This is a genomic window from Rhodococcus sp. 11-3 (assembly GCF_023704055.1).
Taxonomy (GTDB): Bacteria; Actinomycetota; Actinomycetes; order Mycobacteriales; family Mycobacteriaceae; genus Rhodococcus; species Rhodococcus aetherivorans.
Map to the genome: position 1 here is coordinate 5,946,450 of NZ_CP080406.1, position 24,851 is coordinate 5,971,300.

Below are 24,851 nucleotides of genomic sequence, written 5' to 3' on the forward strand. Positions count from 1 at the left end.
GCCGCGTCAATTGCGTGGGTAGATTCCGAATCGGTGAGCGAATCCGTCGGACGTCGCTAAGTGATGCGAACCGGATCTCTCAGCCCCGCGCCATGTCCACGAACCGCGACAGGTGCAGCTGGTGCGCGACGGTGATGGTGGCGGTCGGACCGTTGCGGTGCTTGCCGAGGATCAGGTCCGCCTCGCCGCCGCGCGGGTCGTCACGTTCGAATGCGTCGGGCCGGTGCAGCAGGATCACCATGTCGGCGTCCTGCTCGAGACTGTTGTGCACCGAGATGCCGTCGGCAACGAAGTTGTGTGTGCCCGGGACGGTCCCGTCGAACACGTCCTGCTCACCGATGCTGGTGACGGACACGATCTCGTCCCAGTACACATTGTTGGTGGCGAGCATTTCGATGTCGGCGGTGTCGAGGACGCCCGCCACCTGGGCCAGACTCGATCGCGAACCCCCTGCGGACCGCGAAGCCGCGGCCGCGACCAGCTCACGGGGGGCGAGCTCCTCGACTGCGAGGAGCCGGCTCAGCGTCGCCTCAACGTCGGGTGTCAGGGTGTCGGCGTCGTGGCGTACGAGCTTCGGCCCGAGCTGAGCGAGCACCCACTGCGCCGCAGTGCCGTGTGCACCCACGTCGTGCAGGAAGACGGCCTGATTCTCCGGACCGGTGACGACAACATCCCAGCCCGAGCCTGTTCCGGCCGCGGCGATCCGAGCGAAGACACCGATTCGCAGGAGAAGGCGGGCCAAGTCGTCGGCGAGGCGCCGGTCTGCGGACGGATACCGGACAGCGGCTCGTCCTTCGACCGCGTCCCACGCGACGATCCCGTTGCCCTCCCAGACGTGGCACACGAGCGCGGCGATCTGTTCCTTCGGCAGCGAGAATGCCTGTGGCGGAACAGAGCTATCGGCGACGGTGCGCTCAGCCAGCGCGACGACGTCGTCCTCCGAGACGGCGTGCGTCTCGAGGGGGGCAGGAACCGCGCGGGGTACTGCGACGCGCTCCCCGGCCGTCAGCTCGCCGAGGGGAATCCACCCGTCCACGGTGAGGAAGGGATGGTTCGCGGTGGCCTCGACCTGACGCCCGGAGTCGAGCGTCAGACGGAACACTTCCTTGCGTCCGCTCGGGAACACCTTGGTCATCGGGCGGGCGACCATACGCATGCGCTCGTCCAGCGACCAGACGACGGGCTGTTCACCACTGGCCAGCAACTCGCCGAGGGTGACCGCGCAGCCGTTGTCCGCGCGCAGGACGCGGGTGCTCGCAGTGAGGCAACCCGACTCGCGAAGATCGGAGACCATCGGCTTCTTGTCGGTGCGCTGCTCGGGGCCACGGTTGAGCTGACAGATCGCGACCACCGGGACCTCGAGCTCCTTCGCGAGAAGCTTGAGGCTACGGGAGAATTCGGAGACCTCCTGCTGGCGGGACTCGACCTTCTTACCGGAGGTCATCAGCTGCAGGTAGTCGACGACGATCAGCCGGATGTCGTGTTTCTGCTTGAGGCGCCGCGCCTTTGCGCGGATCTCCATCATCGTCAGGTTGGGGGAGTCGTCGATGTACAGCGGCGCTTCGCTGATCTCGCTCATCCGCCGGGCGAGCCGGGTCCAGTCGTCGTCGGTCATGCGGCCCGAACGCATGTCGCCGAGCTTGATCTTCGCCTCGGCCGAGAGCAGCCGCATGACGATTTCGGTCTTGCCCATCTCGAGGGAGAACATGACGGAGGCCATGCCGTGCTTGACGGAGCAGGACCGCAGGAAGTCCATGCCGAGCGTGGAGTTGTGGGTGGGGATCATGGACCGTCCGGCGAGGTACAGGTGCTCGCCGTCGACCTCGACGCACCGCACCGGCACGGACTCGACGGGGCGGACGGCGACGATGCGGCGTTCCCGCGGCACCCCCGTGCGGGTCTCCTTGTGCGCCTTGGCCTTGCTGGGGAGGACGAAGACGTCGTCGTCGGTGGCGAAGCGCACCGTGGAGCCGGTGGTGGTGCAGGTGTAGCCGAGGCCGGCCAGGAGCTCGGCGACGTCGTCGCGCAGACGGGCGCAGTCGGATTCGAAGCGGACGGTGCCGTCGTCGCCGACGTGGCCGCCGGCGTCGAGCAGACCGGCGAGCAGCTCGCGCCGCTGCCGTTCCGCTGCCCGCTGGTAGGCGCCGGGGATGCGGGCGCCGAGCGTCATGAGTTCCTCGGCGAACCCGCCCTCGCCCTGCACCCGCATGTGCACGTGGGGATCGGCGGAGGGGCCGCCGAGCCAGGCGCCGAGGGTGAACGGGGCAACGGGCAGATCGGCGACGGGCAGCTGCAGCGCGGCGACATTGCCGACGACGTGACCGTCCGCGAGGGACGCGGCGATCTCCCCGGTGGTGCGCACGCGCGACGGGCCGCCGTCGGAGGTGACCCACTGGTGCTGTTCGTCGGCGACGAGGACGGTGCCGTCGGAGAATTTCACCTCGAAGCACGGCCGGCCGTGCAGCACCTCGGTGGCGGCCAGCACCCGGGTGGGGCGGCCGTGGGCGTCGAGGAGTTCGTCGCCGGCGGCGACCTCGCCCATGGTCGTCCAACCGCCGGGGGTGGGCAGGGGAGTGTCGAGGGCCAGCGCCTTGCCGACGCCCGGACGGGCGGCGACGATGATCATCTGCCCGGGATGGAGGCCGTTGGTGACCTCGTCGAGCTCGGCGAATCCGGTGGGCACACCGAGGGAGATGCCGCCGCGGCTGGCGATCGAGTCGATCTCGTCCATGGTGGGCTGCAACAGCTCTTCGAGCGGGACGAAGTCCTCGGACGTGCGGCGCTCGGAGACCTCGAAGATCTCGGCCTGGGCCCGGTCGACGACCTCGGCGACGTCCTGGCCCTCGGAGCCGGCGTAACCGTACTGGACGATGCGCGTTCCGGCCTCGACGAGGCGGCGCAGGATGGCCTTCTCGGCGACGATCTCGGCGTAGTAGCTCGCGTTCGCAGCGGTGGGCACGGTCTGGGTCAGGGTCACCAGGTAGGCGGCGCCCCCGATGCGGCGGAGTTCTCCGCGCCGGTCGAGTTCCGCGGACACCGTGACGGGGTCGGCGGGCTCACCGCGGCTGTAGAGGTCGAGGACGGCGTCGTAGACGGCCTGATGGGCGGGGCGGTAGAAATCGCCGGGCCGCAGCACTTCGAGCACGTCGGCGATGGCGTCCTTGCTGAGCAGCATGCCACCGAGCACGGACTGCTCCGCAACCATGTCCTGCGGGGGCTGGCGGCCGAAGTCGCCGGCCGGCTCCTCGGGCGGTCCCGGGTAGTCGGAATGGCCCCGATCGTCTACTACAGCCACGCGACGCCGTCCTTCCCCTTCTCGGCACCTCCGCCGCGGACAGACCCCGTCCACCGGCGCTCGACACCACTTCTACCCGGCCCCACCGACACGTCGTCCGGGACGCGCGCGCTCGACGTTAGGCACTCGGAGGGCGGCGTCCAAATCCGCCTGTGCACACAACTGTGGATGAATTGTGGAAAGGGGAGGACGGCCTTGTGCACCCCTTGGGGACAACCTGGGGACAACGCATCTCACACTTCGCATCGCTGCTGTTCAGACCGGTAAAATCGACTTTCACAGGTGTGGAGAACAATCGATTCGGCGTGTCGCCACGGATGTGTTTCCGGGCGTGTTCCGTCCTCCCGGCCCCGGAATGCCGTGCCGCGGATCACAAACCTACCGGTACCCCTGTGGGGTTATCCACAGCCCCTGTGGAAAGACGACGAAGAGCCCTGCACACAGTGTGTGCAGGGCTCTTCGGGAGCCGGAATCAGGCGGCCACGACGTTCAGATCGAACTTCGCGGTCACGTCCGGGTGCAGCTTCACGACGACCGTGTGCTTGCCGGTCGACTTGATGTGCGCCTTGGGCAGCTCGATGATGCGCTTGTCGACGACCGGGCCACCGGCGGCCTTGATGGCGCCGGCGACGTCGGCCGCGGTGACCGAGCCGAACAGCTTGCCCGAGTCCCCGGCGGTCTTCACGGCCAGGGAGACGTTCTCGAGGCCCTCGATGGCGGCCTTGAGCTCCTTGGCATGATCGAGGCCGCGCACCGCACGAGCCTCCTGGGCGCGGCGGATGCCCTCGACCTGCTTCTGGGCACCACGGGTGGCGACGATCGCCAGGCCGCGGGGCAGCAGGTAGTTGCGGCCGTAGCCGTCCTTGACCTCGACGGTGTCGCCAGGCGCACCGAGGTTGTCCACGTCAGCGGTGAGAATGAGCTTCATCGTGTGTCCCTCCCTTTCCTTAGCGAGCCGTCGAGACGTAAGGAAGCAGGGCCACCTCACGCGAGTTCTTCACAGCGATGGCAACGTCGCGCTGGTGCTGCACGCAGTTGCCCGTGACACGGCGAGCGCGGATCTTGCCGCGATCGCTGACGTACTTACGCAGCAGCGTCGTGTCCTTGTAGTCGATCTGCACGTTCTTTTCCTTGCAGAAGGTGCAGACCTTCTTCTTCAAAACCTTTTCGCGCGCGGGCGCCTTAGGCATGGTCTTTCTCCGTACTTTCCGAATGTTCCGATCGAAGGTCGGATCAGAACGGGGGTTCGTCGTCCCCGCCGAAGGAGCCCGCCGCCGCCGGCGCGCTGCCCCACGGGTCGTCCCCGCCGGTGCTCGCGCTGGCACGAGCCCCACCCGATCCTCCGGAGGAACCACCGAAGCCGCCCCCGCCACCGCCACGGCTGGCCTTGTTGACCTTGGCCGTCGCGTAGCGGAGCGAGGGGCCGATCTCGTCGACCTCGAGCTCCACGACAGTGCGCTTCTCGCCTTCACGCGTCTCGTAGCTGCGCTGCTTGAGGCGGCCCTGCACGATCACGCGCGAGCCACGGGTCAAGCTCTCGGCCACGTTCTCCGCCGCCTCGCGCCAGATGTTGCAGCGCAGGAACAGCGCCTCGCCGTCTTTCCACTCGTTGGACTGACGGTCGAAGATGCGGGGCGTCGACGCGACGGTGAAGTTCGCGACCGCAGCTCCCGCCGGGGTGAAACGCAGCTCGGGATCAGCCGTCAGATTGCCGATGACGGTGATGACGGTGTCGCCTGCCATGTGGTTCCTCCTGCTGTGTGTGGAGTCCTGATGCGCCCGAGCCTACGGCCGGACGCCGACAGACTCACTTGCCGTGGCGCAGAACCTTGGTGCGGAGCACCGACTCGTTCAGGCCGAGCTGGCGATCCAGCTCCGCAACCGTGGCGGGCGTAGCGCTGATGTCGATCACCGCGTAGATGCCTTCGCTGTGCTTGGCGATCTCGTACGCGAGACGACGCTTACCCCACACGTCGACCTTGTCGATCTTGCCGCCGTCCTGGCGAACGACGTTGAGGAACGTATCCAGCGACGGGGCGACAGTGCGCTCGTCCAGGCTGGGGTCGAGAATGACCATCAGTTCGTAATGACGCATAAGACCTCATCACCTCCTATGGACTATGGGCGGTCACGGACGGTCCGTGACAGGAGGGTCGTTGCGTCAGCAACCCATGCAGGCTACACGATGCGCCCTTGACCAGCGAAATTCGCCTAGGGTGAAGAACATGCGCACGAGTTCCCGGACGCCCGCGCTCGTCGCCGTCGTGACGTGCGCGCTCGCCATGTGGCTCGGCTACCTGAACAAGGCCCGCTGCGCCGCACCACCGTTCGACCCGCAGGGGCGCAGCGTGCGTTTCGACGCGGTCAAGGACGCCACGGTCTGCTACTCCGACATCCAGCAGCTGTGGATCGGTCGCGGCATCAACCTGCACCTGTTCCCGTTCCTCGACGGCGGCATCACCCGCGACGGCGTGCTCACCGGCGGCACCGTCGAGTACCCGGTGCTCAGCGGCATCCTCATGTGGGTGGGGGCCCTGCGCGCCGACACCGACGCCGAGTTCCTCCTGCACTCCGCGCTGCTGCTGGCACCGTTCGGCCTGCTCGTCGCCTGGTACCTCGGCCGGCTGGCCGGGTGGGCCGCGCTGCTCTGGTCGGCCACGCCGCCCCTCGTGATGTACGCGTTCCTGAACTGGGACCTGCCCGTCGTCGCGACCACCGTCGGGGCCGTCGCCGTGCTCGGGGTGCGCCGCTGGCCGCTGCGCACCCGCGCGGTGATCGCCGCCGTCCTGCTCGCCGTCGGGTTCTGTCTCAAGGTGTATCCCGGCATCTTCGTGCTGCCGCTGATCGCATACGTCCTCACCGGCGGGGACGAGCCCGGGCCGCGGCGGGACGTGCGGGGCGCGGTGGCGGTGGGCGCCGCGGCGGCGGCGACGGTGATCGCCGTGAACCTGCCGTTCGCGCTGCTCGGGTATCCGGGGTGGCGCGCATCGTTCGAGTTCCAGGGCAACCGCGCGGCCGACGCCACGAGCAATTCGATCTGGTACTGGGGGCTGCGGCCCCTCGTCGGGGGCTATCAGGACACCGAGGTCACGGCCGAGTACAACGACCTCGTCTCCGTCGTCTCGCCGTTGCTGATCTGCGCCGCCTTCGCGCTGGCGCTGTGGCTGGGGTGGCGGCGGTACCGTCGCGACGGCTGCTATCCCTGGGTGGCGGTCGGCGCCGCGATGCTGTGCGGATTCCTGCTGCTGCACAAGGTGCATTCGCCGCAGTACACCCTGTGGTTGCTGCCGTTCCTGGTGCTGCTGCGGGTGCGGTGGCCGCTGATCGTCTCGTACCTCACCGTGGACCTCGCGATCGGCATCGGCGTGTTCCTGTGGTTCGACGCGACCATGACCCGGACCGACACCACGATCCCGCTGCTGCTCACCCTCGTCGGGGTGTGGGGCCGGGCCGTGCTGCTCGTCGTACTGTTCTTCGTGTTCGCCGGCGCGCCGCTGCGCCGGCCCGACCCGACCCCACCCGACGAGGAGCGGCCCCGGATGCCGGCGATGAGCGGAAAACCCGGATGAGCACGGCCTGGTACGAACAGCCGGCGCTCGACGGCACGCGGATTCGCCTCGAACCGCTGGCCGCGGGACACGCGCCCGGCCTGCTCGCGGCCGTCGACGATGCCGACGCGATCTTCCGGTGGACGTCCGCCGACCTCCGGACACGTGACGACGCCGACGCGTTCGTCCGTACCGCGCTCGACGATCCGGACCGCCTGCCGTACGCGGTCGTCGACAAGTTCGTCGGCGCCGTTGTCGGCACCACGTCGTACTACCTGATCGATCCCCGGCACCGGACGCTGGCGGTCGGGCACACGTGGCTCTCGCGCGCGGTGCACGGTGGCGCCGCCAATCCCGAGTCGAAACTGCTGTTGCTGCGCCGCGCCTTCGACGATCTCGGCGCGGTCCGCGTGGAGTGGCACACCGACGAACACAACGCGCAGTCGCGCGCGGCGATCACCCGGCTCGGAGCCGGGTTCGAGGGCTTGCTGCGCAAGCATCGGCGGCGCCGCGACGGCAGTTGGCGCACCACCGCGCTGTTCGCGATGACCGACGACGACTGGCCGGCCGCCCGGGTGGGTCTCGAGGCGCGGGTGGCCGACCGCCTCGCCAGGTGACCGCGGCTGGTCTACCCTTCCGCGCGGGGGGACCCCGGAACAGGCTGGGATCCCGATGGGGTGATCGAGGACGACGATGAGCGACTATCCGCAGTACCCGCCGAACAATCCGGGCGGTTATCCCCCGCCGGGCGGATACGGGTACTACCCCGGCCCGCAGTTCGGGCCGCCGCCCGAGAACAACCTGGTGTGGGGCATTCTCACGACGATCCTGTGCTGCCTGCCGCTCGGTGTCGTCTCGATCATCAAGGCGAGCCAGGTGAACTCCCTGTGGGCGCAGGGCCAGTTCGATGCCGCACGCCGGGCGGCCGACGACGCGAAGAAGTGGGCGATCTGGTCGGTGGTGGCGAGCGTGGCGGTGTGGGTGGTGATCGTCGTCTTCTACATCGTCGTCCTCGCCGCGGCGGTCTCGTCGTCGAGCTACTGAGGCATCCGGTCGTGCAGACGCTCGCCGCCCGGCTCGCCGCACCCGTCGGGGTGGCGGCCGTGTCGGCGTGTGTGTGCGCGGCCGTCGCGTGGGCCGACCCGACGACGCCGGGCGGCCCGATCCCGCCGTGCCCGACCCGCGTCCTGTTCGGCATCTGGTGTCCCGGGTGCGGATCGTCGCGGATGCTGTATTCGCTGCTGCATCTCGATGTTCCGGACGCCCTGCGGTACAACGCGCTCGGGGTGCTCGCCGTGCTTCTCCTGGGGTGGTCGTTCGCCGTGTGGACGGCCGGCCGGGTCCGTGGCCACCGGATCGCCCAGTGGTACCAGTGGCGGTGGGCGCCGCAGCTCGTGCTGTGGGTCGTGCTGGGCTGGTTCGTCGTCCGCAACCTCCCCGTCGCGCCCTTCAACGCGCTCCGCGTGTAGACGGCGCTCGTCGCGGACGAGCACTAGCGCGCGAAAATGCTTCCCGCGCAAGTTTTTACGCGCACAGGCAGCACCCGTCGCGCGCGGCTCGGGCCGGGGCTACGGGACGGTGCTCGTCGCGGGTGTCTGCCGATCGGCCGATTCGGGAGGTGATGTCCGCCGGATGCCGGGACGGAGACGGCCCGGGAGCCGGCGCGGGGGAGCGTCGGGGGCATGGTCGAGCACGCCACCCACGGGGTCGTCGACGAAGCCGTAGCGCACGAGATCTTCGGCCGGCCGGAGAATCTGCCGGACGACGAGCGCGCACAGCGCCACGACCGCGAGGTCGCGCAGCAGGACGGTGGTCGTGAACCACTGCTCGGGCAGGCCCTTGTTCTCGGCGCCGAGATAGAAGTACATGCGCGGCACCCAGACGAGGGCGTCGATCGTCATCCACGCCAGCAGGATCCGCCGGTGCGGCAGAGCCAGCACGGCGAGCGGCACCAGCCACAGCGAGTACTGGGGGCTCCACACCTTGTTGGTGAGCAGGAACGCGGCAACCACGAGGAAGCACAGCTGGGCGAGGCGGGGGCGGCGCGGAGCCGTCCACGCGAGCCACGCGATGCCGGCGCAGGCCACGGCGAACAGCAGCAGCGACACCGAGTTCAGCGTGGAGGTGTCCCAGCCGGACCAGCCGGTCAGCGACCGCACGACGTTGTAGATCGAATCGGGGTCCGCGCCGCGGTCGGTGTTGAGCCGGAAGAACTCGGCCCAGCCGCGCGGGTAGAGGACCATGATCGGCAGGTTCACCACGAGCCACGCGACGGCCGCGGCACCGGCCGCCTGCCCGAGCGCCCGCAGCTTCCCGGTGCGCAGGCACAGCAGCAACAGCGGGCCGAACAGCAGCAGCGGATACAGCTTGGTGGCGGCACCGAGTCCGAGCAGCACCCCGGCGAGCACCGGTCGCCGTCGCGCCCAGGCCAGCAACCCGCCGGCCGCGAACGCGGTGGCGAGCGCATCGAAGTTGGTGAAGGCGTGCACGACGACCAGCGGCGAGGCGGCGACGAGCGCCGCGTCCCAGATGCGGCGGCCGGCGGAGAGAGCGGTGGCCCACACGGTGGCCAGCCAGGCCATGGCGAGACCGATGGCGACGATGTCGAAGTAGATCGCCACCTGCAGGCCGCCCGGAAGCCACGACGTGGCGTCCCAGGCCTTCGCGGCCCGCATCGAGACGTACTGGTAGAGGCCGGCGAGGACCGGATACTCCATGTACCGGACCTGGGTCTGCCCGTCCGGGCCGGGCTCCTCCCACGACGTCTTGTACGGGAAGGCGCCGGTACTCAGGCGTTCGGCGCCGTAGAGCGGCACGACGTCGGAGTAGCACATGGCGACGTACTGCCGGTTGTCGCTCCAGTCCAGTCCGAGCGCGCCGCCCTCGCCGACCGGTCCCTGCTGGATGCAGGCGGCCTTGGTGAACCAGCCGAGGGCGAGGAACACCACCGCGAGGAGCAGCATCGCGCGCAGCGGCGTGAAGAAGCGAGTGCGTCCGAGCAGGGCGTACCGCCCGACGGGTCCGCCGATGACGGTGGACAGGCGCGACACCGTCGGGTCGGTCCATCCGGGTGCGTCGCGCCAGTCCGCGGATCGGCGGTCTGCGACGAGCGGACCCGGCGACGCGAGCTCTCTCTTCTCGGTCACCCCGCGAGGCTACCCGCCGGGTGTGGCGCCGACGGGGTCCTCCTGGAACCGGCTGTTGCCGGACTGCTGGTCTTCACCGGTGCCGGTCGAGTCGTCCTGTGTCCCGAAGCCCGGCGTGTCCGCCTCCGTGGTGGGAGTCGGCGTGGGCACCCGCTGCGTGGTCGTCTGCGGCGCCACCCCCGGCATGGGGATGGTCACGCCCGGGAGGATCTCGACGTTGCGGGTCGTGATCTCCGGCGGCGTGGGCAGCTCCGGCGTCGTCCGCTCGGTCGTCGTGGGGGTCGGCGTCGTGGTCTTCGGCGGCGCCGGCGCGGAGTACGCCGGCACGCCGGCCTGTCCGGCGATCGGTTCGGGCGTCGGGAACTTCTCGACGTCGGTGCCGTCGAGGGCGCCGTCCATCGTGTCCTTCCAGATGTCCGACGGCAGGCCGGAGCCGTAGATCATGCCGCCCCAGCTGTTCTCCAGGGGCAGGCCCTGTTCGGTGCCGACCCACACGGCCGTGGACAGCGACGGCGTGTAGCCGACCATCCAGGCGTCCTTGTTCGAGCCGGTGTCCCCGAGCTGGGCGGTGCCGGTCTTGGAGGCGGACGGCCGGCCGCCGGCGAGGGCGTGCCCGTTGGAGTACGCGGCGATCGGCATCATCGCGGCGGTGGTGTTGTCGGCGACGGCCTCGTCGACCCGCTGTTCCCCGGCCGGGGTGCCGCGGTCGAGCAGCACCGTGCCGTCGGCGGTGACGACCTTCTGCACGAAGTAGGGCTCGTGGTAGGTGCCGGACGCGGCGAGCGTCGCATACGCCGACGCCATGTCGATCACGCGGGACTGGTACTGCCCGAGCACGATGCCGTAGTTGGGGCCGACGCCGCCCGGCTCGGTCAGGGTCTCGCCGACCCCGGGGATCTCCTCGGGGATGCCGAGCTGGTGCGCCATGTCGGCGATGGCCTGCGGGCCGTTGTCCATCTCGAGCATCATCCGGTAGAAGCTGGTGTTGAGCGACCGCTTCAGCGCCTCGGCGATGGTGCAGGTACCGCAGTTCTCGCCTTCGACGTTGCCGATCGAGATGCCGTTGACGGTGAGCGGGCCGCTGTCGTACATGGCGGACAACGGGTTGCCCTGGTCGAGGTTGGCGGCCAGGCCGAACACCTTGAACGACGATCCGGTCTGCAGGCCGGACTGGGCGAAATCGAACCCGGCGCCGTCGTCGCCGCCGTAGTAGGCACGGACGGCGCCGCTGCGCGGATCGACGGACACGACGGCGGTGCGCAGCTCCTCCGGCTCGCCCTCCATGTTGGTGCGGACGGCGTCGAGCGCGGCCTCCTGCGCCTGTGGGTCGATCGTGGTGGTGATCTGGAGTCCCTCGGTGTTGAGCAGGGTCTCGTCGATGCCTTCCTCGGAGAGCTCCCGGAGCACCTGGTTGCGCAGCAGGCCCTCCGGCCCGTTGCTCTGGCCGCCGTTGTCGACCTCGGCCAGCGGCACGTACCGCGGGTACTGCATCGACGCCCGGTCGGCCGCGTTCAGGGTGCCGGCGGACACCATCCCGTCGAGGACGTAGTTCCAGCGCGCCTGGGCGCCCTCCGGGTTGGTCTCCGGGTCCAGCAGCGACGGCAGCTGGATGGAGGAGGCGAGCACCGCGCCCTCCTCGACGCTGAGCTCGCCGACCGGCTTGCCGAAGTACGCCGTGGAGGCGGCGGCGATGCCGTACGCACCGCGCCCGAAGTAGATGGTGTTCAGGTAGGCGGCGAGGATGTCGTCCTTGGACCACTGGTTGGCCATCTTGGACGCGAGGACGAGTTCCTTCATCTTGCGGGTGAGGGTGCGCTCGGATCCGACCAGCGCCGTCTTCACGTACTGCTGGGTGATGGTCGAACCACCGCCGGCGCTCTCCCGGCCGAGGATGTTGTCGCGGGCCGCGCGGGCGAAGCCGCTGACCGAGAATCCCGGGTTGCTGTAGAAGTCGCGGTCCTCGGCGGCGAGCACGGCGTTGCGGACGTGCTCGGGAATCTCGTCGAGCCGCACCTCGGTGCGGTTGCCTTCGGGCGGCACCACCTTGGTGATGACGGTCGAGCCGTCGGCCGCGTAGACGGTGGCCACCTGGTTGGTCTTCAGGTCACCGGGTCGGGGGACCTCCTGGACGACGTAGGCCAACATGAACGCGAGGATGGGCAGTACCAGAGCCAGCGCCACGGCCGCGTAGCCGACGCGCCGCACGGTGCGCCAGCGCGTCGACTTGGGCTCGCCACCACCGCGGGGCGGCTCGTCGCCACCGCCGCGCGCGGTGGGCGGAGGCGTGGGGGGACGCCCGCCGGGCCCGGGCGGGCCGCCGGCCGGCCGGTTGGGCGGCTGCTGACGGTTCTGGTTCGGCACCGGGGGCCGGTTCTGGGGCGGCAGTTGCCGGGTGCGGTCCTGCGGCGGCTGCTGCGGTCGCGGCGCTTGTGGGTTCCCCGCGGCGAACTGCTGCGGCGGGTACGGCTGCGGCCCGCCCTGCTGGGGGCGCGGCTGCGGCGGATAGGGGCGTCCCGGAGGCGGCATCCGCCGATCCATGGGCGGCCCACCCCCGGGTGCGCGTCCGGGCGGGGGTCCCCCCACGGGTCCCGGTCGCCGCGGCGGCGGGGGACCTGCCGGTCCGTTCCCGTGCGGCGGCCTCGGCCGTTCGCCCTGCGGATCGTTGTGGGGGGAACTCACGTACTCATCTCCAACCGGTAGCGCGGACGCGGTGGCACGCGTCCTCGTTTCACGTCTGCAGACTTCGGTCTCGTCGGGCAGCGCGCGTTCGGGCAGTGCAGTGTTCTTCGGGCAGTGCAGTGTCACAAGGGGACGGAGTCACCGGGGACGGGGTCACCGGGGACGGGGCGGTTCAGCAGGGGTCGCGCACGGCTCACTCGCTCGCGGTGCGGCGGCTCTGGCCGGTCGACCTGCGGCGGGGCCGCTTGGGCGCGGGTTCCGCCCCCAGGACATAGGACTGGACAAGGTGGTTCCAGCTGCACGTGCGGCACACCTCGACCACGTGGACGGAGAACTCCTCCTGGCTGGCGGCCAGGCGGACCAGTTCCTCCGCGGTGCGGGCCGACCCGGACACCGGGCCGAGCTTGTCGCCGAACACCCACGACACGAGTGTCAGCTGCTCCTTGCGGCAGATCGGGCAGACCACGTCACTGCCCCGACCGTGGAACTTGGCGGCGCGGAGCAGGTAGGGGCTGGCGTCGCACACCTCTGCGACGCCGGTCCGCCCCGAGTAGACCTGGGCGAGCAGCGACCTGCGCTGCAGCGCGTAGTCCACCACCTGCCGCTGTATCCGCACGGGTCCAGAGTACGTGCGGACGGCACGTGGGTGGGCGGGGTGTGGGGCGCGCGACTGCGCGACGCGCCCATATCGGGCGTTCTAGGCTGCCCGGGTGGTGAGCCGACACACGCCGCGAACGCGGGCACGCGACATCGACCGGGCACTGGTCTGTGGCCGTCTCGACACCGCCTACGCCGACGGCCAGCTCGATTTCGGGGAGCACCGGGATCGGACGGCCCGGGCGATGTCCGCAAAGACGCTGGGCGAGCTCGCGGACCTGGTCCGCGACCTGCAGCCACCGGAGGATTCCGGGGACCTCGCAGCGCCGCCGTCGGGCCGCCGGCCCGGTCTGCGCCGGGCCGCCGCCGTGACGGTCGCGGTGGCGGCTGCGGCGGCCGGCGCGGCGGTGATGCTGTCGGATGGGGACGGCCCGGCGCCGGGACCCGCGGCGGTGCGGGAGCAGCCCGCCGCGCCGGTGGCGGTCCCCGACGACGGTGTCGATCCGATCGTTGTGACCCCGGTCCGGCCGCTCGAGCCCGGCGGGTTCGAGGCGGTTCTCGCGGCGGTGCGGGACCGCTTCGGCAACACGGTCGTGTACCGGCTGGTCCTCCGTCCGGAGCGGGCCCACATCGAACGGGCGCTGCCGGACGAGCCGGGCCGGATCGCGACGTACACCTACGCGGGTGGGGCACTGCGGGCCCAACCGGTGACGGTGCAGCGCTTCCCCGGCTACCAGGACTTCGACCTCGGCGCGGTCGACGCGGGGGCCGTGACCGCCCGGATCGCGGAGGCGCCCGCGCTGGTCGGCCTGCCCGGCGGCACGGTCTCGCACGTGTCGTTCGCCCACGACGGCACCCCGGCGGTGACCATCTACGTCGAGTCCGGCGACGGCACGCGGTACGTGAAGATTCTGTTCGACGGCGGCGTGCTGGGCGTGTTCTGAGCTGCGTCGTTACGATCTCCCGCATGATCGGCCGCCATTCGCCTTCCACCAGGGCACGCGACGCCGATCGGGCTGCGGTCCGGGCGCGGCTCGACGCGGCGTATGCGGACGGTCAGCTCTCGGGCGCCGAGCACGAGGTCCGGGATGCGCGCGCCGGTGCGGCGGACACGCTCGGCGAGCTCGACGAACTGGTCGCCGACCTGCAGGCGAGCCCGGGCGCCGCCGCGGCGGCACGGGTCCGCGCCTGGGGTCCCTGGGTGTTCGCCGGGGCCGTGGTGACGGCGGCGGTGGTGGCGGGGGTGGCGACGTTCCGCTGGGTGCGCGCCGACCCGCCACCCGCCGGGGCGCAGCAGGCGCTGTACCTCGACCCGGCGGCGCTGCGACCGGTCGTGGTGCCGACGCCGAGCCTGGTGACCCGGGCGGGCCTCGAGCAGTACCGGGCCGACCACCTGGCGGCGTTCGGGAACACGCTCGTCGACAAGGTGGACTTCTTCGAGCAGCACGCGAGCATCACCCGCTCCGTCCCCGACGTCCCGGACCGCATGGTGTCGTACACCTACCGCGGCGGTTTCGACCCGGACCATGCGCCCCGGACCCGTGCCGTGGACACCCCGGTGGTCGACCTGGCGACGCTGGACGTCGACGAGATCGCCCGCTACGTCGCGGGGGCGCCGCAGAGCGTCGGCGTGCCGGACGGCACGGTCGGCCACATCTCGGTCGGCTTCTCGTACGACCAGCCGTCGGTGCGCATCTTCGTGCGCAACACGGCGGGCGAGACCGGATTCCTCGAGGTGACGCCGCAGGGCGAACTGATCGAGCTGCATCGGTTCGAGAACCGGGGGACCCGGTGAGGGCCCGGCGTGTGGTGATCGCGGCGACGACCGTCGCGGTGGGGGCCGTGACGGGCGCGCTGGCGGGAGTCGTCGGGAACGCGGCGGACGGGCCGGAGCCGCTGCCGGACCTGACGTCGCCGCAGGGGCTGGCCCGGTTCGTCGAGGACTATCGGGCCGAGTTCGGCGACACGCTGGTCGACGACCTGACCCTGTTCCCGGAGCATGCGTCGTTCGACCGGGCGGTGGCCGGCGATCCGCACCGGTATCTCTCGTACACCTTCGACGGCGAGTTCGACTCGTGGAGCAGTCCGAGTACCCGGCCGTCGGATGCGGTGGCCTTCGATCTGGCGGGCCTGGACCTGGTCGCGGTGTCGGAGATGATCCTCGGCGCTCCCGCGACGCTGCGGGTGCCCGACGGCCGGGTGGAGCAGGTCGGCGTCGACGTCGACGACGAGGGCCGGGCCACGGTCGTGGTCCACGCGCAGCGTCCCGGCACCGATCAGGGCGGGCATCTCGTCTTCGCGTTCGACGGCACGCCGATCGCGGTGTTCCCGTACGAACCCTGACCGATTTACCGATACCCGTTGTTACATGCACTCCGCTCCAGTATCGTCCTATATATCGGTGCGATATAATCGACAATCGCATCACTCGGATAAGTTCATCGACACGGTGGAGGAGGCCCTTTGCTCGAGCTGGCAATCCTCGGGCTGCTCCTCGAGTCGCCCATGCACGGCTACGAGCTCCGCAAACGACTGACCGGACTGCTCGGCGCGTTCCGCGCCTTTTCCTACGGTTCCCTCTACCCGACGCTGCGACGTATGCAGGCCGACGGACTCATCGAGGAGGACTCGGGAGCACCCGGCACCGTCATGCGACGAGCCCGTCGCGTGTACCAGCTCACCCCGGAGGGCCGTAAGCGCTTCTCCGAGCTGGTGGCCGACACCGGGCCGCAGAACTACACCGACGACGGTTTCGGCGTGCACCTCGCCTTCTTCAGCCGCACCCCCGCCGAGGCGCGGATGCGGATCCTCGAGGGCAGGCGCCGCCAGGTCGAGGAGCGCAGAGAAGGGCTCCGCGACGCAATCGGGCGGGCGAGCGGCACCTTGGACCGCTACACCCGTCAGCTTCATCAGCTCGGGCTCGAGTCGAGCGAGCGCGAGGTCCGCTGGCTCAACGAATTGATCGCCGCCGAGCAGTCGACAGCACAACGCAACACAGAAGGAGAACCCGACCATGGGTGAGAACAGCACCTCGGTGCGCGTGGCCATTGTAGGCGTGGGGAACTGTGCCTCGTCCCTGGTCCAGGGCGTCGAGTACTACAAGGACGCGGAGGCGGGCACCACCGTTCCGGGCCTGATGCATGTCGAGTTCGGCCGGTACCACGTGCGCGACGTCCAGTTCGTCGCCGCGTTCGACGTGGACGCGAAGAAGGTCGGCTTCGACCTCTCCGAGGCGATCTTCGCCAGCGAGAACAACACCATCAAGATCGCCGACGTGCCGCCGAGCGGCGTCACCGTCCAGCGCGGCCACACCCTCGACGGCATCGGCAAGTACTACGCCGAGACCATCGAGCTCTCCGAGGCCGAGCCCGTGGACGTCGTGCAGGCGCTGAAGGACGCGAAGGTCGACGTGCTCGTGTCCTACCTGCCCGTCGGTTCCGAAGAGGCCGACAAGTTCTACGCCCAGTGCTGCATCGACGCCGGCGTCGCCTTCGTCAACGCGCTGCCCGTGTTCATCGCCTCCGACCCGGAGTGGGCCGCCAAGTTCACCGAGGCCGGCGTCCCGATCGTCGGCGACGACATCAAGTCGCAGGTCGGCGCCACCATCACCCACCGCGTGATGGCGAAGCTGTTCGAGGACCGCGGTGTGCAGCTCGACCGCACCATGCAGCTCAACGTCGGCGGCAACATGGACTTCAAGAACATGCTCGAGCGTGAGCGCCTCGAGTCGAAGAAGATCTCCAAGACCCAGGCCGTCACCTCCAACCTCAAGAAGGAGATGGGCGCCAACGACGTCCACATCGGCCCGTCCGACCACGTCGGCTGGCTCGACGACCGCAAGTGGGCGTACGTCCGCCTCGAGGGCCGCGCCTTCGGTGACGTGCCGCTGAACCTCGAGTACAAGCTCGAGGTGTGGGACTCGCCCAACTCGGCCGGCATCATCATCGACGCCATCCGCGCCGCGAAGATCGCCAAGGACCGCGGCATCGGCGGCCCCGTGCTGCCGGCCTCCGCCTACCTGATGAAGTCCCCGCCGGTCCAGATGGCCGACGACAAGGCTCGCGCCGAGCTCGAGGCCTTCATCATCGGCGCCGACGCCTGATCCGCGGCTTCCACCGCCTCTGTGGCCGAATGTCACATTCCTTCGATCCAACTGAAGGAATGTGACATTCGGCCACTTCGCGTCGGGGGCGGGAACTCACACCATCCGGCTGACGACGGACAGCGGCAGCACCTTCATCGCATAGGCGAGCGGCGTCCACGGCCAGCTCGGGACGTACGCCTTGTGCGGTTCCTTCTCGATCGCGGCCGCCAGCGCGCGGCACCCGGTCTCGGTGTCGACGATGAACGGCACGTTCTCGACCTTCTCGTTGATCTCCGAGCGGATGAACCCCGGGAAGATCGTGCTCACCCGGATGCCCGTGCGGGCCAGGTCCGCACGCATGCCCTCGCCGAGCGCCGCGACGGCGGCCTTCGACGCCGCGTACGTCGTGAGATTGCGCGGCATCCCGCGCACCGCACTCACCGACGAGATCAGCACCACGTGACCGGCGTTGCGGGGGCGCATGAGCTCGAGGGCGGCCTCGCTCTGCGCCAGCGCGCCCAGGAAATTGGTGTTCGCCGTCTGCGCATTGGCGCGGAAGTAGCCCGTGCCCAGCGGCTGTCCCTTGCCCAGGCCCGCGTTGACGATCACCCGGTCGAGGCCGCCGAGTTCGTCGTCGAACTCCCGGAACACCGTGAACACGTCCTCGTGCCGGTCCACGTCGAGCCGCCGCACCGCGACGGTGATGCCCGGGTGCTTCGCGAGCAGTTCGTCGCGCAACTCCTCGAGTCGCTCGATCCGTCGCGCCGCGAGGGCGAGGTTGCGTCCCCGCGCGGCGAATTCGCGGGCCATGCCGGCGCCGAGGCCGGAGCTCGCGCCGGTGATCAGGATGTTCCTCCGCGTGCTCATGCACGTCCCCCCTCGATCTCGTCGATCAGCGTGTTGCACCGCGAGTCCAGGTAGCCGACGATCACCCAGAAGTCCTTGAACGCCGGGTTGGTGGTCTGCCCGTGGTGGTAGCGGTAGTAGATCTGCTGGGCGATCACCGCGAGCCGGAAGAGCCCGAAGACCTCGTAGAAGCCCCAGTTGTCCACGGCGAGGCCGGTCTTCTGCGAGTAGTAGTCGACGATCTCGCGGCGGGTGAGCATGCCCGGCAGGTCCGACGGCTGCCGCTTGGTGGCGACCAGCATCGGATCGTCGTCCGCCTGCACCCAGTAGGCGAGGGACGAGCCGAGATCCATGAGCGGATCGCCGACGGTGGCCAGCTCCCAGTCCAGCACCGCGACGGGCTGCAGCGGGTCGTGCTCGTCGAGCACCACGTTGTCGAGCCGGAAGTCCCCGTGGATGACCGCCGATGCCACGTCGGCGGGCTGGGTCTCGTCCAGCCACTTGGTGACCCGCGCGAAGTCCGGGACGTTCTCGGTGCGCGCCTTCTCGTAGCGCGCGGTCCATCCCGCGACCTGGCGCGCGACATACCCCGAGCCGCGACTGAATTCGCTCAGACCCGTGGACGCGGGGTCGACGCCGTGCAGTTCGACGAGCAGGTCGACGATCCGCAGGCACAGCGTGCGGGTGCGCTCGGGTGTCAGGTCGAGCTCGGCCGGCGGGTTCGCCCGCAGGATCGTCCCCGGTACCCGCTCCATCACGTAGAAGTCGCTGCCGAGCACGCTGTGGTCGGTGCACAGGCCGACCATGCGCGGCACGTACCGGTAGGCGGGCGCGAGCAGCGACTGGATGCGGTACTCGCGGACCATGTCGTGACCGGAGGACGGCTTGGCTCCCACCGGCGGCCGGCGCAGCACGAGGTCCCGGTCGGGGTAGCGCAACAGATAGGTGAGATTCGAAGCGCCACCGGAGAACTGGTGGACCTCGGGGGTCCCGGCGATGCCGGCGTGCTCGCCGAGCCAGGCCGCGACGGCCGCGACGTCGAAGGTGTCCTCGTCGCGGACGGCGCGGGCGTTGTCGGGAATCGTCACTTGCGCCCCTCCGGGTTGTTGTACTTGCCGAGTTCGAAGCGGGCCACCAGGCCCTGGTGCACCTCGTCGGGGCCGTCGGCCAGGCGCAGCGCCCGCGCGGCCGTCCAGGCACCGGCGAGCGGGAAGTCGTCCGAAAGACCTGCGCCGCCATGGATCTGGATGGCGAAGTCGATCACCTGCTGCACCACGCGCGGGGTGGCGACCTTGATCTCGGAGACGGCGGAACGCGCGCCGGACAGGCCCTGGGTGTCGAGCAGCCAGGCGGTGTGCAGCACGAGCAGCCGCAGCTGATTGATCGCGATGCGGGCGTCGGCGATGCGCTCGCGGTTGCCGCCGAGGTTGACCAGGGGCTTGCCGAACGCGACGCGGTCGAGGCCCCGGCGGCAGGCGAGTTCGAGGGCGTGCTCGGCGAGCCCGATCAGGCGCATGCAGTGGTGGACGCGGCCGGGACCGAGGCGGCCCTGGGCGATCTCGAATCCGCGGCCGGGGCCGGCGATGATCGCGTCGAGCGGCAGGCGCACGTCGGTGAACGACACCTCGCCGTGGCCGCCGGGCTCGTCGTAGAAGCCCATGGCGGACAGCATCCGCTCGACCTTCACCCCGGGGGTGTCGATCGGCACCAGCACCATCGAGTGCTGCTGGTGCTTGGGTGCGTGCGGGTCGGTGAGGCCCATGAAGATGAGGATCTTGCAGTCGGGGCTGCCGATGCCCGTGCTCCACCACTTGCTTCCGTTGAGCACCACCTCGTCGCCCTCGACGACGGCGGTGGCCGCCATGTTCGTCGCGTCCGAGGACGCGACACCGGGCTCGGTCATGCAGAACGCCGAGCGGATCTCGCCGTCGAGGAGGGGACGCAGCCAGCGTTCCTTCTGTTCGGGGCTGCCGTAGTGGTAGAGCACCTCCATGTTGCCGGTGTCCGGGGCGTCGCAGTTGAAGATCGACGACCGGAACGGGGAGCGGCCCATCTCCTCCGCCAGGGGGGCGTATTCGACGTTCGACAGGCCCGCACCGAGTTCGGAATCGGGGAGGAAGAGGTTCCACAGGCCCTGGGCGCGGGCCTTGCGCTGCAGTTCGCGGAACTCGTCGGGCACCGACCACGTCGCGGCACCCGAGCTGTCGCCGCGCGCCGCGAAGGGGGCGACCCGCTCCCGGCGCAGCCGCTCCTCCACGGGCACCACCTCGGTGGCGACGAAGCTGCGCAGCCGCTCGAGATACTCGCGCGAGCGTTCCGATTGACCGAAATCCATGAGGCCTCCGTGGCTCTAACTGAGCAATGCTTAGTTAGACTAGCCGGGCGCGCAGCACACCATCAAGAGGGAGGGACCATCCGTGAGCACCGAGAAGCGGCGGCGCCTGCCTCCGGAGGAACGCAAACGCCAGCTCGTCGCCATCGGCCTGCAGGAACTGGCCGCCCGGCCCATCCATGCGTTGTCCGTCGACCGGGTCGCCGAGATCGCCGGGATCTCCCGGGGTCTGCTGTTCCGCTACTTCCCCACCAAACAGGACTTCTACGTCGCCGTCGTGGCCGCGGCCGCGCGGCGCCTGCTGCGGGCCGCGGTCCCTGATCCCGACGACACCGATCCGTTGCGCGCCGTCGTGTATGCCTTCGTCTCGTTCATCGACCGGCACGGGCAGAACTATCAGGCGCTGTTCCACGGCGGATTCGGCGCCGACCCACAGATCCGGGAGATCCGCGAGGCCATGCGGGGCACCATGGTCGAACGGACCCTGACCGCGCTCGGCACCGAGGGCGACGCATGGACGATCATGCGGTTGCGGGGCTGGTGGGCGATGGTCGAGTCGCTCTCGATCGACCGGACCGCCGAGCCGTCCGTGTCGGTCGACGACGTCGTCGACCATGCCGTCCGGCTCATCCGCGAGGACCGGGTCTGACCGCCACCAGGCAGCCGGTCGACGGCCGGATCTCGTGGAAGGCCGGCTCGTCGAATCCGGCCCTCCGCAGTGCGCCCGCGTAGTTGCGGACGTCGACGGCGGCGATCGGGTCGACCGCCCGGGCGACGTCCGAGGCGCCGGCCTCGTCGTGACGGTGGCGCATCGCACGGGTCAGGACCCGCACCGCGATCGGGCGGATCCGGTCGGTGGGGTACATGTCGGCGAGCAGCAACCGGCCGCCCGGACGGAGCACCCGGAAGAACTGGGCCAGCGCGTCGTCGCGCCGGCCTTCGGGGATGTGGTGCATCGAGAACGTCGCGGTCACCGCGTCGAACGACTCGTCGGGGTCGTCGAGCTCCTGCGCCGTACCGACGCGGAACTCGCAGTGGGGCAGCCTTCGCGCCCGTGCGGTCGCGTGGTCGATCATCTGCCGCGACGGGTCCACCCCCACCACGTGCCCCGTGGGACCGACCCGCTCGGCCAGAACGCGGGCGAATGCCCCCGGTCCGCAACCGATGTCGAGAACGGCCTGCCCGCGCTGGAGGCCGAGCAGGTCCGCCGCCGCGGCGTCGACCCGCGATCGCCGACCGGCGAAGAAGATCGTGTTGAAGGCGGCATAACCACGGACCCGGGTGATCAGCACCCCCGGTCCGTCGTCGTGGACGGTGGACTGTCGCTGGAAGTCGTTGTGTCTCATGGCTCCATGGTTACGACGGTCGCCGCGCGACGCCAGGAGCGAAACCCCGGAAAGTGTCCGGTTCCGGACACTCGGGCGCACAATGTGCGGTAACGCCGACGACCACAGGAGAACCCGTGCCGCCCACCGAGGACCGCCGTGTCCGACGGACCCGCAACGAACTGCACCGAGCGCTGATCGAGTTGCTCACCGAGAAGGGCTACGACCGCGTCTCCGTCCGCGACATCCTCGATCGCGCCGACGTCGGCCGCTCCACGTTCTACCACCACTTCCGCGACAAGGACGACCTGCTGGTGGTCAGCTGCACCGAATACGTGCAGCGGGCCGTCGAGGAACGCGCTCGGGGACGGCAGACGCCGTGGGGACCGGTGCGCACCGTGTTCGACCTGTGCGAGCAGCACCCGCGGTTGTACGAGGCGCTGGCCGGCCGGCGCAGCGACGCCGTGCTCGTGCGCGCCACCACCCACATGGTCCACGAGGTCCTCGCCGGCCACCTGCGCGAACAGTGCGAGGCGGGGGAGGCGGAGTGTGATCCGGCGGTGCGGTTCCTCGCGTGGGGGATCGTCGGCCTGTTCGGTCCTGTCGCCGCGGGCGAGCTGACGGCCGCGCAGGCGTTCGCCACGTTCGAGGCCGCGACGCGACCGTGGCGTCTCTCGGACCCCGGGCCGGTCCGACCCGGGGGTCCGGCGGCGGTACCGCTCACCCCCACGGCGGCGCCATCACCTATCCGGGAATCTGGATCGTCACGCCCGGCAGGACCTCGATCTGCTGCGGCACCTGGATCTCCGGCGGCAGCTCCACCGGCGGCGCCGGGATCGTGATCGGCGGCAGCTCCGGCAGCTGCAGCTGGGGCAGCTGCACGGGCGCCGGGGCGTTGTTCGACGGGGCCGTCACCCCGGTGTCGACGGGCACGCCCGCCTGCCCGCCGATCGGCTCGGGCCACGGGAAGCTCTCGACCTCGGTGCCCTCGAGGGCACCGTCCATCGTGCCCTTCCAGATGTCCGACGGCAGCATCGAACCGTAGATCGACCCGCCCCAGCTGTTCGTGATCGCGGTGCCGTCCGGCGTGCCGACCCACACCGCGGTCGACAGCGACGGGGTGTACCCGACCATCCAGGCGTCCTTGTTCAGGCCGGTGTCACCGAGCTGGGTGGTCCCGGTCTTCGCCGCCGACGGCCGCCCGCCCGCGAGCGCGTGTCCGCGCGAGTACGCGGCGATCGGCTGCATCGCCTGCGTGACGTTGTCCGCGACGGCCGGGTCGAGGCGCTGCTCGCCCGGGGACGCGGGCCGGTCCAGCAGCACCTCGCCCTCCGCGTTGACGACCCGCTGCACGAAGTACGGCTGGTGGTAGGTCCCCGACGCGGCGAGCGTGGCGTACGCCGACGCCATGTCGATCACCCGCGACTGGTACTGGCCCAGCACGATGCCGCCCTCCGGCGCGCCGCCGTTGTGGCTGAGCGTGGGGCCCTCGATGCCGGGAATCTCGAGCGGGATGCCGGCCTCGTGGGCGGCGTCGGCGATCTTCTGCGGCCCGTCCTCCATGGCCAGCATCAGCCGGTAGAAGCTGGTGTTCAGCGACCGCTTCAGCGCCTCGGCGATGGTGCACACGCCGCACGACTCGCCCTCGACGTTGCCGATCTCGAGATTGCCGACGGTCAGCGGAGCGCTGCTGAACCGGGCGTTCAGGCCGATGCCGTCCTTCAGCGCCGCGACGAGGCCGAACACCTTGAACGCCGAGCCGGTCTGCACGGGTGCCTGCGCGAAGTCGAACCCGGCACCCTCCTCGCCGCCGTAGTACGCCCGGACCGCGCCGGTGCGCGGATCGATCGACACGACGGCCGTGCGCAGGTTCGCCGGTTCGCCCTCGAGGGTCTCGCGAGCCGAGTCGATCGCCGCCTGCTGCGCCCGCGGATCGATCGTCGTCGTGATCTGCAGGCCCTCGGTGCTGAGCACCTGGCCGCTGATGCCCGCCGCCTCGAGCTCGCGGATCACCTGGGTGCGCAGCAGCCCCTCCGGTCCGCCGGCCTCGTTGGCCTGCGTCGCCTGCGCGGCCGGCACCGTCGGAGGAAACTCCTGGGCCTCGCGTTCGGCGGTGTCGAGCTCGCCCATCTCGACCATGCCGTCGAGGACGTAGTTCCAGCGCGCCTCGATCGCCGGCCGGTTGAACTCGGGGTCGAGCGCCGACGGGGTCTGGATCACCCCGGCGAGCACAGCGCCCTCGGCCACCGACAGCTCCCCGACCGGCTTGCCGAAGTACGCCTGCGCGGCGGCGGCGATGCCGTAGGCGCCGCGGCCGAAGTAGATGGTGTTCAGGTACGCCTGCAGGATCTCGTCCTTGGACCACTGCCTGGCCATCTTCGTCGAGATCACCAGCTCCCGCATCTTGCGGGTGACGGTCCGGTCGGCGCCGACGAGCACGTTCTTGACGTACTGCTGGGTGATGGTGGACCCGCCGCCGGCGGTTTCCTTGCCGAGCACGTTGTCGCGGGCCGCGCGGGCGAAGCCGCTGACCGAGAAGCCCGGGTTGCTGTAGAAGTTGCGGTCCTCGGCCGAGAGCACGGCGTTGCGCACGTGCTCCGGGATCTCCGCGAGGTCGACCTCGACACGGTTGCCCTCGGGTGGCACGATCCGGCTCAGCTCGGTGGTACCGTCCGCGGCGTAGACCGTCGCGACCTGATTGGTCCTCATGTCCGACGGGCGGGGCACGTCCGTCGACATGTACGCCACCGCGAACGCGAGCGCCGGCACGAGCACCAGAACGGCCACCACGGCGAGCGCGATGTTGCCGACGATGCGCCACCGCCGCGCTTTCGCAGCGGCGGTGGGTTTCCTGTGCTGGGGGTTCGACGGGGTCGTAGAACTCACACGTACCACTTTCTCGGAAAGATCCGGGTCCGACGAATGATCGCACCCTCTCGATCGCATGGTACGGAGTTCCGTCCCGATGTGACGGGTACCGCAGGCCGCGCGGACACCGC

At 70.2% G+C, this 24,851-nt stretch carries 24 protein-coding genes; 11 read left to right on the plus strand and 13 right to left on the minus strand.

Annotated features, from left to right (window positions below):
* Nucleotides 1-79 precede the first annotated feature (79 nt).
* From dnaB to rpsF, 5 genes are all read right to left on the minus strand, one after another.
* Nucleotides 80-3,295: a replicative DNA helicase gene (gene dnaB, locus KZJ41_RS27500; RefSeq protein WP_251549942.1), complete on the minus strand. Its 3,216-nt coding sequence runs from the start codon at nt 3,293-3,295 to the stop codon at nt 80-82.
* Between the two features lie 472 nt (nt 3,296-3,767).
* Nucleotides 3,768-4,223 (minus strand): 50S ribosomal protein L9, encoded by a 456-nt coding sequence (gene rplI / locus KZJ41_RS27505; RefSeq protein ID WP_006932315.1) that lies wholly within the window; start codon nt 4,221-4,223, stop codon nt 3,768-3,770.
* 19 nt (nt 4,224-4,242) lie between these two features.
* Nucleotides 4,243-4,485, minus strand: coding sequence for a 30S ribosomal protein S18 (rpsR, locus tag KZJ41_RS27510; RefSeq protein ID WP_003938621.1), 243 nt, complete (start codon nt 4,483-4,485; stop codon nt 4,243-4,245).
* Nucleotides 4,486-4,528: 43 nt separating this feature from the next.
* The gene (locus tag KZJ41_RS27515) at nt 4,529-5,038 is read right to left on the minus strand and encodes a single-stranded DNA-binding protein (RefSeq protein ID WP_006932313.1); all 510 of its coding nucleotides are present in this window, start codon (nt 5,036-5,038) and stop codon (nt 4,529-4,531) included.
* 64 nt (nt 5,039-5,102) lie between these two features.
* On the minus strand, nt 5,103-5,390 hold the full coding sequence (gene rpsF, locus KZJ41_RS27520) for a 30S ribosomal protein S6 (RefSeq protein ID WP_003938619.1): 288 nt from the start codon (nt 5,388-5,390) through the stop codon (nt 5,103-5,105).
* Between the two features lie 130 nt (nt 5,391-5,520).
* On the opposite strand from rpsF, the gene KZJ41_RS27525 reads away from it, so the two are divergent.
* The 4 genes from KZJ41_RS27525 (at nt 5,521) to KZJ41_RS27540 (ending at nt 8,312) form a co-directional block, all read left to right on the plus strand.
* Nucleotides 5,521-6,864, plus strand: coding sequence for a glycosyltransferase 87 family protein (locus KZJ41_RS27525; protein ID WP_206530792.1), 1,344 nt, complete (start codon nt 5,521-5,523; stop codon nt 6,862-6,864).
* A complete protein-coding gene (locus KZJ41_RS27530; protein ID WP_006932307.1) occupies nt 6,861-7,460 on the plus strand; it encodes a GNAT family N-acetyltransferase in 600 nt (199 codons plus the stop codon). The genes KZJ41_RS27525 and KZJ41_RS27530 overlap by 4 nt, the downstream gene beginning before the upstream one ends.
* A gap of 76 nt (nt 7,461-7,536) precedes the next feature.
* Entirely contained in the window at nt 7,537-7,887 is a 351-nt protein-coding gene (locus tag KZJ41_RS27535; RefSeq protein ID WP_006932305.1) for a CD225/dispanin family protein, read from the plus strand.
* Nucleotides 7,888-7,898: 11 nt separating this feature from the next.
* Nucleotides 7,899-8,312: a DUF2752 domain-containing protein gene (locus KZJ41_RS27540; protein ID WP_043796892.1), complete on the plus strand. Its 414-nt coding sequence runs from the start codon at nt 7,899-7,901 to the stop codon at nt 8,310-8,312.
* 99 nt (nt 8,313-8,411) lie between these two features.
* Here KZJ41_RS27540 and KZJ41_RS27545 read toward each other — a convergent pair whose 3' ends face one another.
* The 3 genes from KZJ41_RS27545 to KZJ41_RS27555 form a co-directional block, all read right to left on the minus strand.
* Entirely contained in the window at nt 8,412-9,989 is a 1,578-nt protein-coding gene (locus tag KZJ41_RS27545) for a glycosyltransferase family 87 protein (RefSeq protein ID WP_029546708.1), read from the minus strand.
* Between the two features lie 9 nt (nt 9,990-9,998).
* On the minus strand, nt 9,999-12,515 hold the full coding sequence (locus KZJ41_RS27550) for a transglycosylase domain-containing protein (RefSeq protein ID WP_231385975.1): 2,517 nt from the start codon (nt 12,513-12,515) through the stop codon (nt 9,999-10,001).
* Nucleotides 12,516-12,861: 346 nt separating this feature from the next.
* Nucleotides 12,862-13,284, minus strand: coding sequence for a DUF5318 domain-containing protein (locus tag KZJ41_RS27555; RefSeq protein ID WP_065923290.1), 423 nt, complete (start codon nt 13,282-13,284; stop codon nt 12,862-12,864).
* A gap of 94 nt (nt 13,285-13,378) precedes the next feature.
* Between KZJ41_RS27555 and KZJ41_RS27560 the strand changes: the two genes are divergently transcribed.
* The 5 genes from KZJ41_RS27560 (at nt 13,379) to KZJ41_RS27580 (ending at nt 17,367) form a co-directional block, all read left to right on the plus strand.
* A complete protein-coding gene (locus KZJ41_RS27560; protein ID WP_029546711.1) occupies nt 13,379-14,209 on the plus strand; it encodes a DUF1707 domain-containing protein in 831 nt (276 codons plus the stop codon).
* 23 nt (nt 14,210-14,232) lie between these two features.
* Nucleotides 14,233-15,060: a DUF1707 domain-containing protein gene (locus KZJ41_RS27565; protein WP_029546712.1), complete on the plus strand. Its 828-nt coding sequence runs from the start codon at nt 14,233-14,235 to the stop codon at nt 15,058-15,060.
* Complete coding sequence (locus KZJ41_RS27570; RefSeq protein ID WP_231385976.1) at nt 15,057-15,608, plus strand: hypothetical protein; 552 nt, start codon at nt 15,057-15,059, stop codon at nt 15,606-15,608. The genes KZJ41_RS27565 and KZJ41_RS27570 overlap by 4 nt, the downstream gene beginning before the upstream one ends.
* Before the next feature lie 120 nt (nt 15,609-15,728).
* Nucleotides 15,729-16,286 carry a PadR family transcriptional regulator gene (locus KZJ41_RS27575; RefSeq protein ID WP_006932293.1) on the plus strand — a complete coding sequence of 186 codons (558 nt, stop codon included), beginning with the start codon at nt 15,729-15,731 and terminating at the stop codon, nt 16,284-16,286.
* Nucleotides 16,279-17,367, plus strand: a complete 1,089-nt coding sequence (locus KZJ41_RS27580; RefSeq protein ID WP_006932291.1) for an inositol-3-phosphate synthase — start codon at nt 16,279-16,281, stop codon at nt 17,365-17,367. Before KZJ41_RS27575 ends, KZJ41_RS27580 begins: the two co-directional genes overlap by 8 nt.
* A 96-nt stretch (nt 17,368-17,463) precedes the next feature.
* On the opposite strand, the gene KZJ41_RS27585 is transcribed toward KZJ41_RS27580, so the two are convergent.
* From KZJ41_RS27585 to KZJ41_RS27595, 3 genes are read right to left on the minus strand one after another with little or no spacing between them, the layout of a single operon-like run.
* Entirely contained in the window at nt 17,464-18,216 is a 753-nt protein-coding gene (locus tag KZJ41_RS27585) for an SDR family oxidoreductase (protein ID WP_006932290.1), read from the minus strand.
* Complete coding sequence (locus KZJ41_RS27590) at nt 18,213-19,283, minus strand: phosphotransferase family protein (RefSeq protein ID WP_029546714.1); 1,071 nt, start codon at nt 19,281-19,283, stop codon at nt 18,213-18,215. The genes KZJ41_RS27585 and KZJ41_RS27590 overlap by 4 nt, the downstream gene beginning before the upstream one ends.
* The gene (locus KZJ41_RS27595) at nt 19,280-20,530 is read right to left on the minus strand and encodes an acyl-CoA dehydrogenase family protein (RefSeq protein WP_029546715.1); all 1,251 of its coding nucleotides are present in this window, start codon (nt 20,528-20,530) and stop codon (nt 19,280-19,282) included. Before KZJ41_RS27595 ends, KZJ41_RS27590 begins: the two co-directional genes overlap by 4 nt.
* An 82-nt stretch (nt 20,531-20,612) precedes the next feature.
* On the opposite strand from KZJ41_RS27595, the gene KZJ41_RS27600 reads away from it, so the two are divergent.
* Nucleotides 20,613-21,176, plus strand: coding sequence for a TetR/AcrR family transcriptional regulator (locus tag KZJ41_RS27600; RefSeq protein ID WP_006932287.1), 564 nt, complete (start codon nt 20,613-20,615; stop codon nt 21,174-21,176).
* Here the strand turns inward: KZJ41_RS27600 and KZJ41_RS27605 are convergent.
* A complete protein-coding gene (locus tag KZJ41_RS27605; RefSeq protein ID WP_029546716.1) occupies nt 21,154-21,873 on the minus strand; it encodes a class I SAM-dependent methyltransferase in 720 nt (239 codons plus the stop codon). The two genes, KZJ41_RS27600 and KZJ41_RS27605, sit on opposite strands and share 23 nt — an antisense overlap.
* Nucleotides 21,874-21,989: 116 nt before the next feature.
* Here KZJ41_RS27605 and KZJ41_RS27610 point away from each other — a divergent pair, with 116 nt between their 5' ends.
* The gene (locus KZJ41_RS27610) at nt 21,990-22,694 is read left to right on the plus strand and encodes a TetR/AcrR family transcriptional regulator (protein WP_029546717.1); all 705 of its coding nucleotides are present in this window, start codon (nt 21,990-21,992) and stop codon (nt 22,692-22,694) included.
* Here KZJ41_RS27610 and KZJ41_RS27615 read toward each other — a convergent pair.
* Complete coding sequence (locus KZJ41_RS27615) at nt 22,597-24,798, minus strand: transglycosylase domain-containing protein (RefSeq protein ID WP_373566455.1); 2,202 nt, start codon at nt 24,796-24,798, stop codon at nt 22,597-22,599. The genes KZJ41_RS27610 and KZJ41_RS27615 overlap by 98 nt on opposite strands.
* Nucleotides 24,799-24,851: the final 53 nt, after the last annotated feature.

What these genes read in the sequence shown, in the direction of transcription:
- KZJ41_RS27595 (WP_029546715.1), bottom strand. Translation starts at nt 20,530, where the DNA reads ATGGATTTCGGTCAATCGGAACGCTCGCGCGAGTATCTCGAGCGGCTG.
- KZJ41_RS27535 (WP_006932305.1), top strand. Translation starts at nt 7,537, where the DNA reads ATGAGCGACTATCCGCAGTACCCGCCGAACAATCCGGGCGGTTATCCC.
- KZJ41_RS27530 (WP_006932307.1), top strand. Translation starts at nt 6,861, where the DNA reads ATGAGCACGGCCTGGTACGAACAGCCGGCGCTCGACGGCACGCGGATT.
- KZJ41_RS27605 (WP_029546716.1), bottom strand. Translation starts at nt 21,873, where the DNA reads ATGAGACACAACGACTTCCAGCGACAGTCCACCGTCCACGACGACGGA.
- KZJ41_RS27565 (WP_029546712.1), top strand. Translation starts at nt 14,233, where the DNA reads ATGATCGGCCGCCATTCGCCTTCCACCAGGGCACGCGACGCCGATCGG.
- rpsF (WP_003938619.1), bottom strand. Translation starts at nt 5,390, where the DNA reads ATGCGTCATTACGAACTGATGGTCATTCTCGACCCCAGCCTGGACGAG.
- KZJ41_RS27525 (WP_206530792.1), top strand. Translation starts at nt 5,521, where the DNA reads ATGCGCACGAGTTCCCGGACGCCCGCGCTCGTCGCCGTCGTGACGTGC.
- KZJ41_RS27615 (WP_373566455.1), bottom strand. Translation starts at nt 24,798, where the DNA reads ATGCGATCGAGAGGGTGCGATCATTCGTCGGACCCGGATCTTTCCGAG.
- KZJ41_RS27515 (WP_006932313.1), bottom strand. Translation starts at nt 5,038, where the DNA reads ATGGCAGGCGACACCGTCATCACCGTCATCGGCAATCTGACGGCTGAT.
- KZJ41_RS27580 (WP_006932291.1), top strand. Translation starts at nt 16,279, where the DNA reads ATGGGTGAGAACAGCACCTCGGTGCGCGTGGCCATTGTAGGCGTGGGG.
- rplI (WP_006932315.1), bottom strand. Translation starts at nt 4,223, where the DNA reads ATGAAGCTCATTCTCACCGCTGACGTGGACAACCTCGGTGCGCCTGGC.
- KZJ41_RS27585 (WP_006932290.1), bottom strand. Translation starts at nt 18,216, where the DNA reads ATGAGCACGCGGAGGAACATCCTGATCACCGGCGCGAGCTCCGGCCTC.
- rpsR (WP_003938621.1), bottom strand. Translation starts at nt 4,485, where the DNA reads ATGCCTAAGGCGCCCGCGCGCGAAAAGGTTTTGAAGAAGAAGGTCTGC.
- KZJ41_RS27550 (WP_231385975.1), bottom strand. Translation starts at nt 12,515, where the DNA reads ATGCCGCCTCCGGGACGCCCCTATCCGCCGCAGCCGCGCCCCCAGCAG.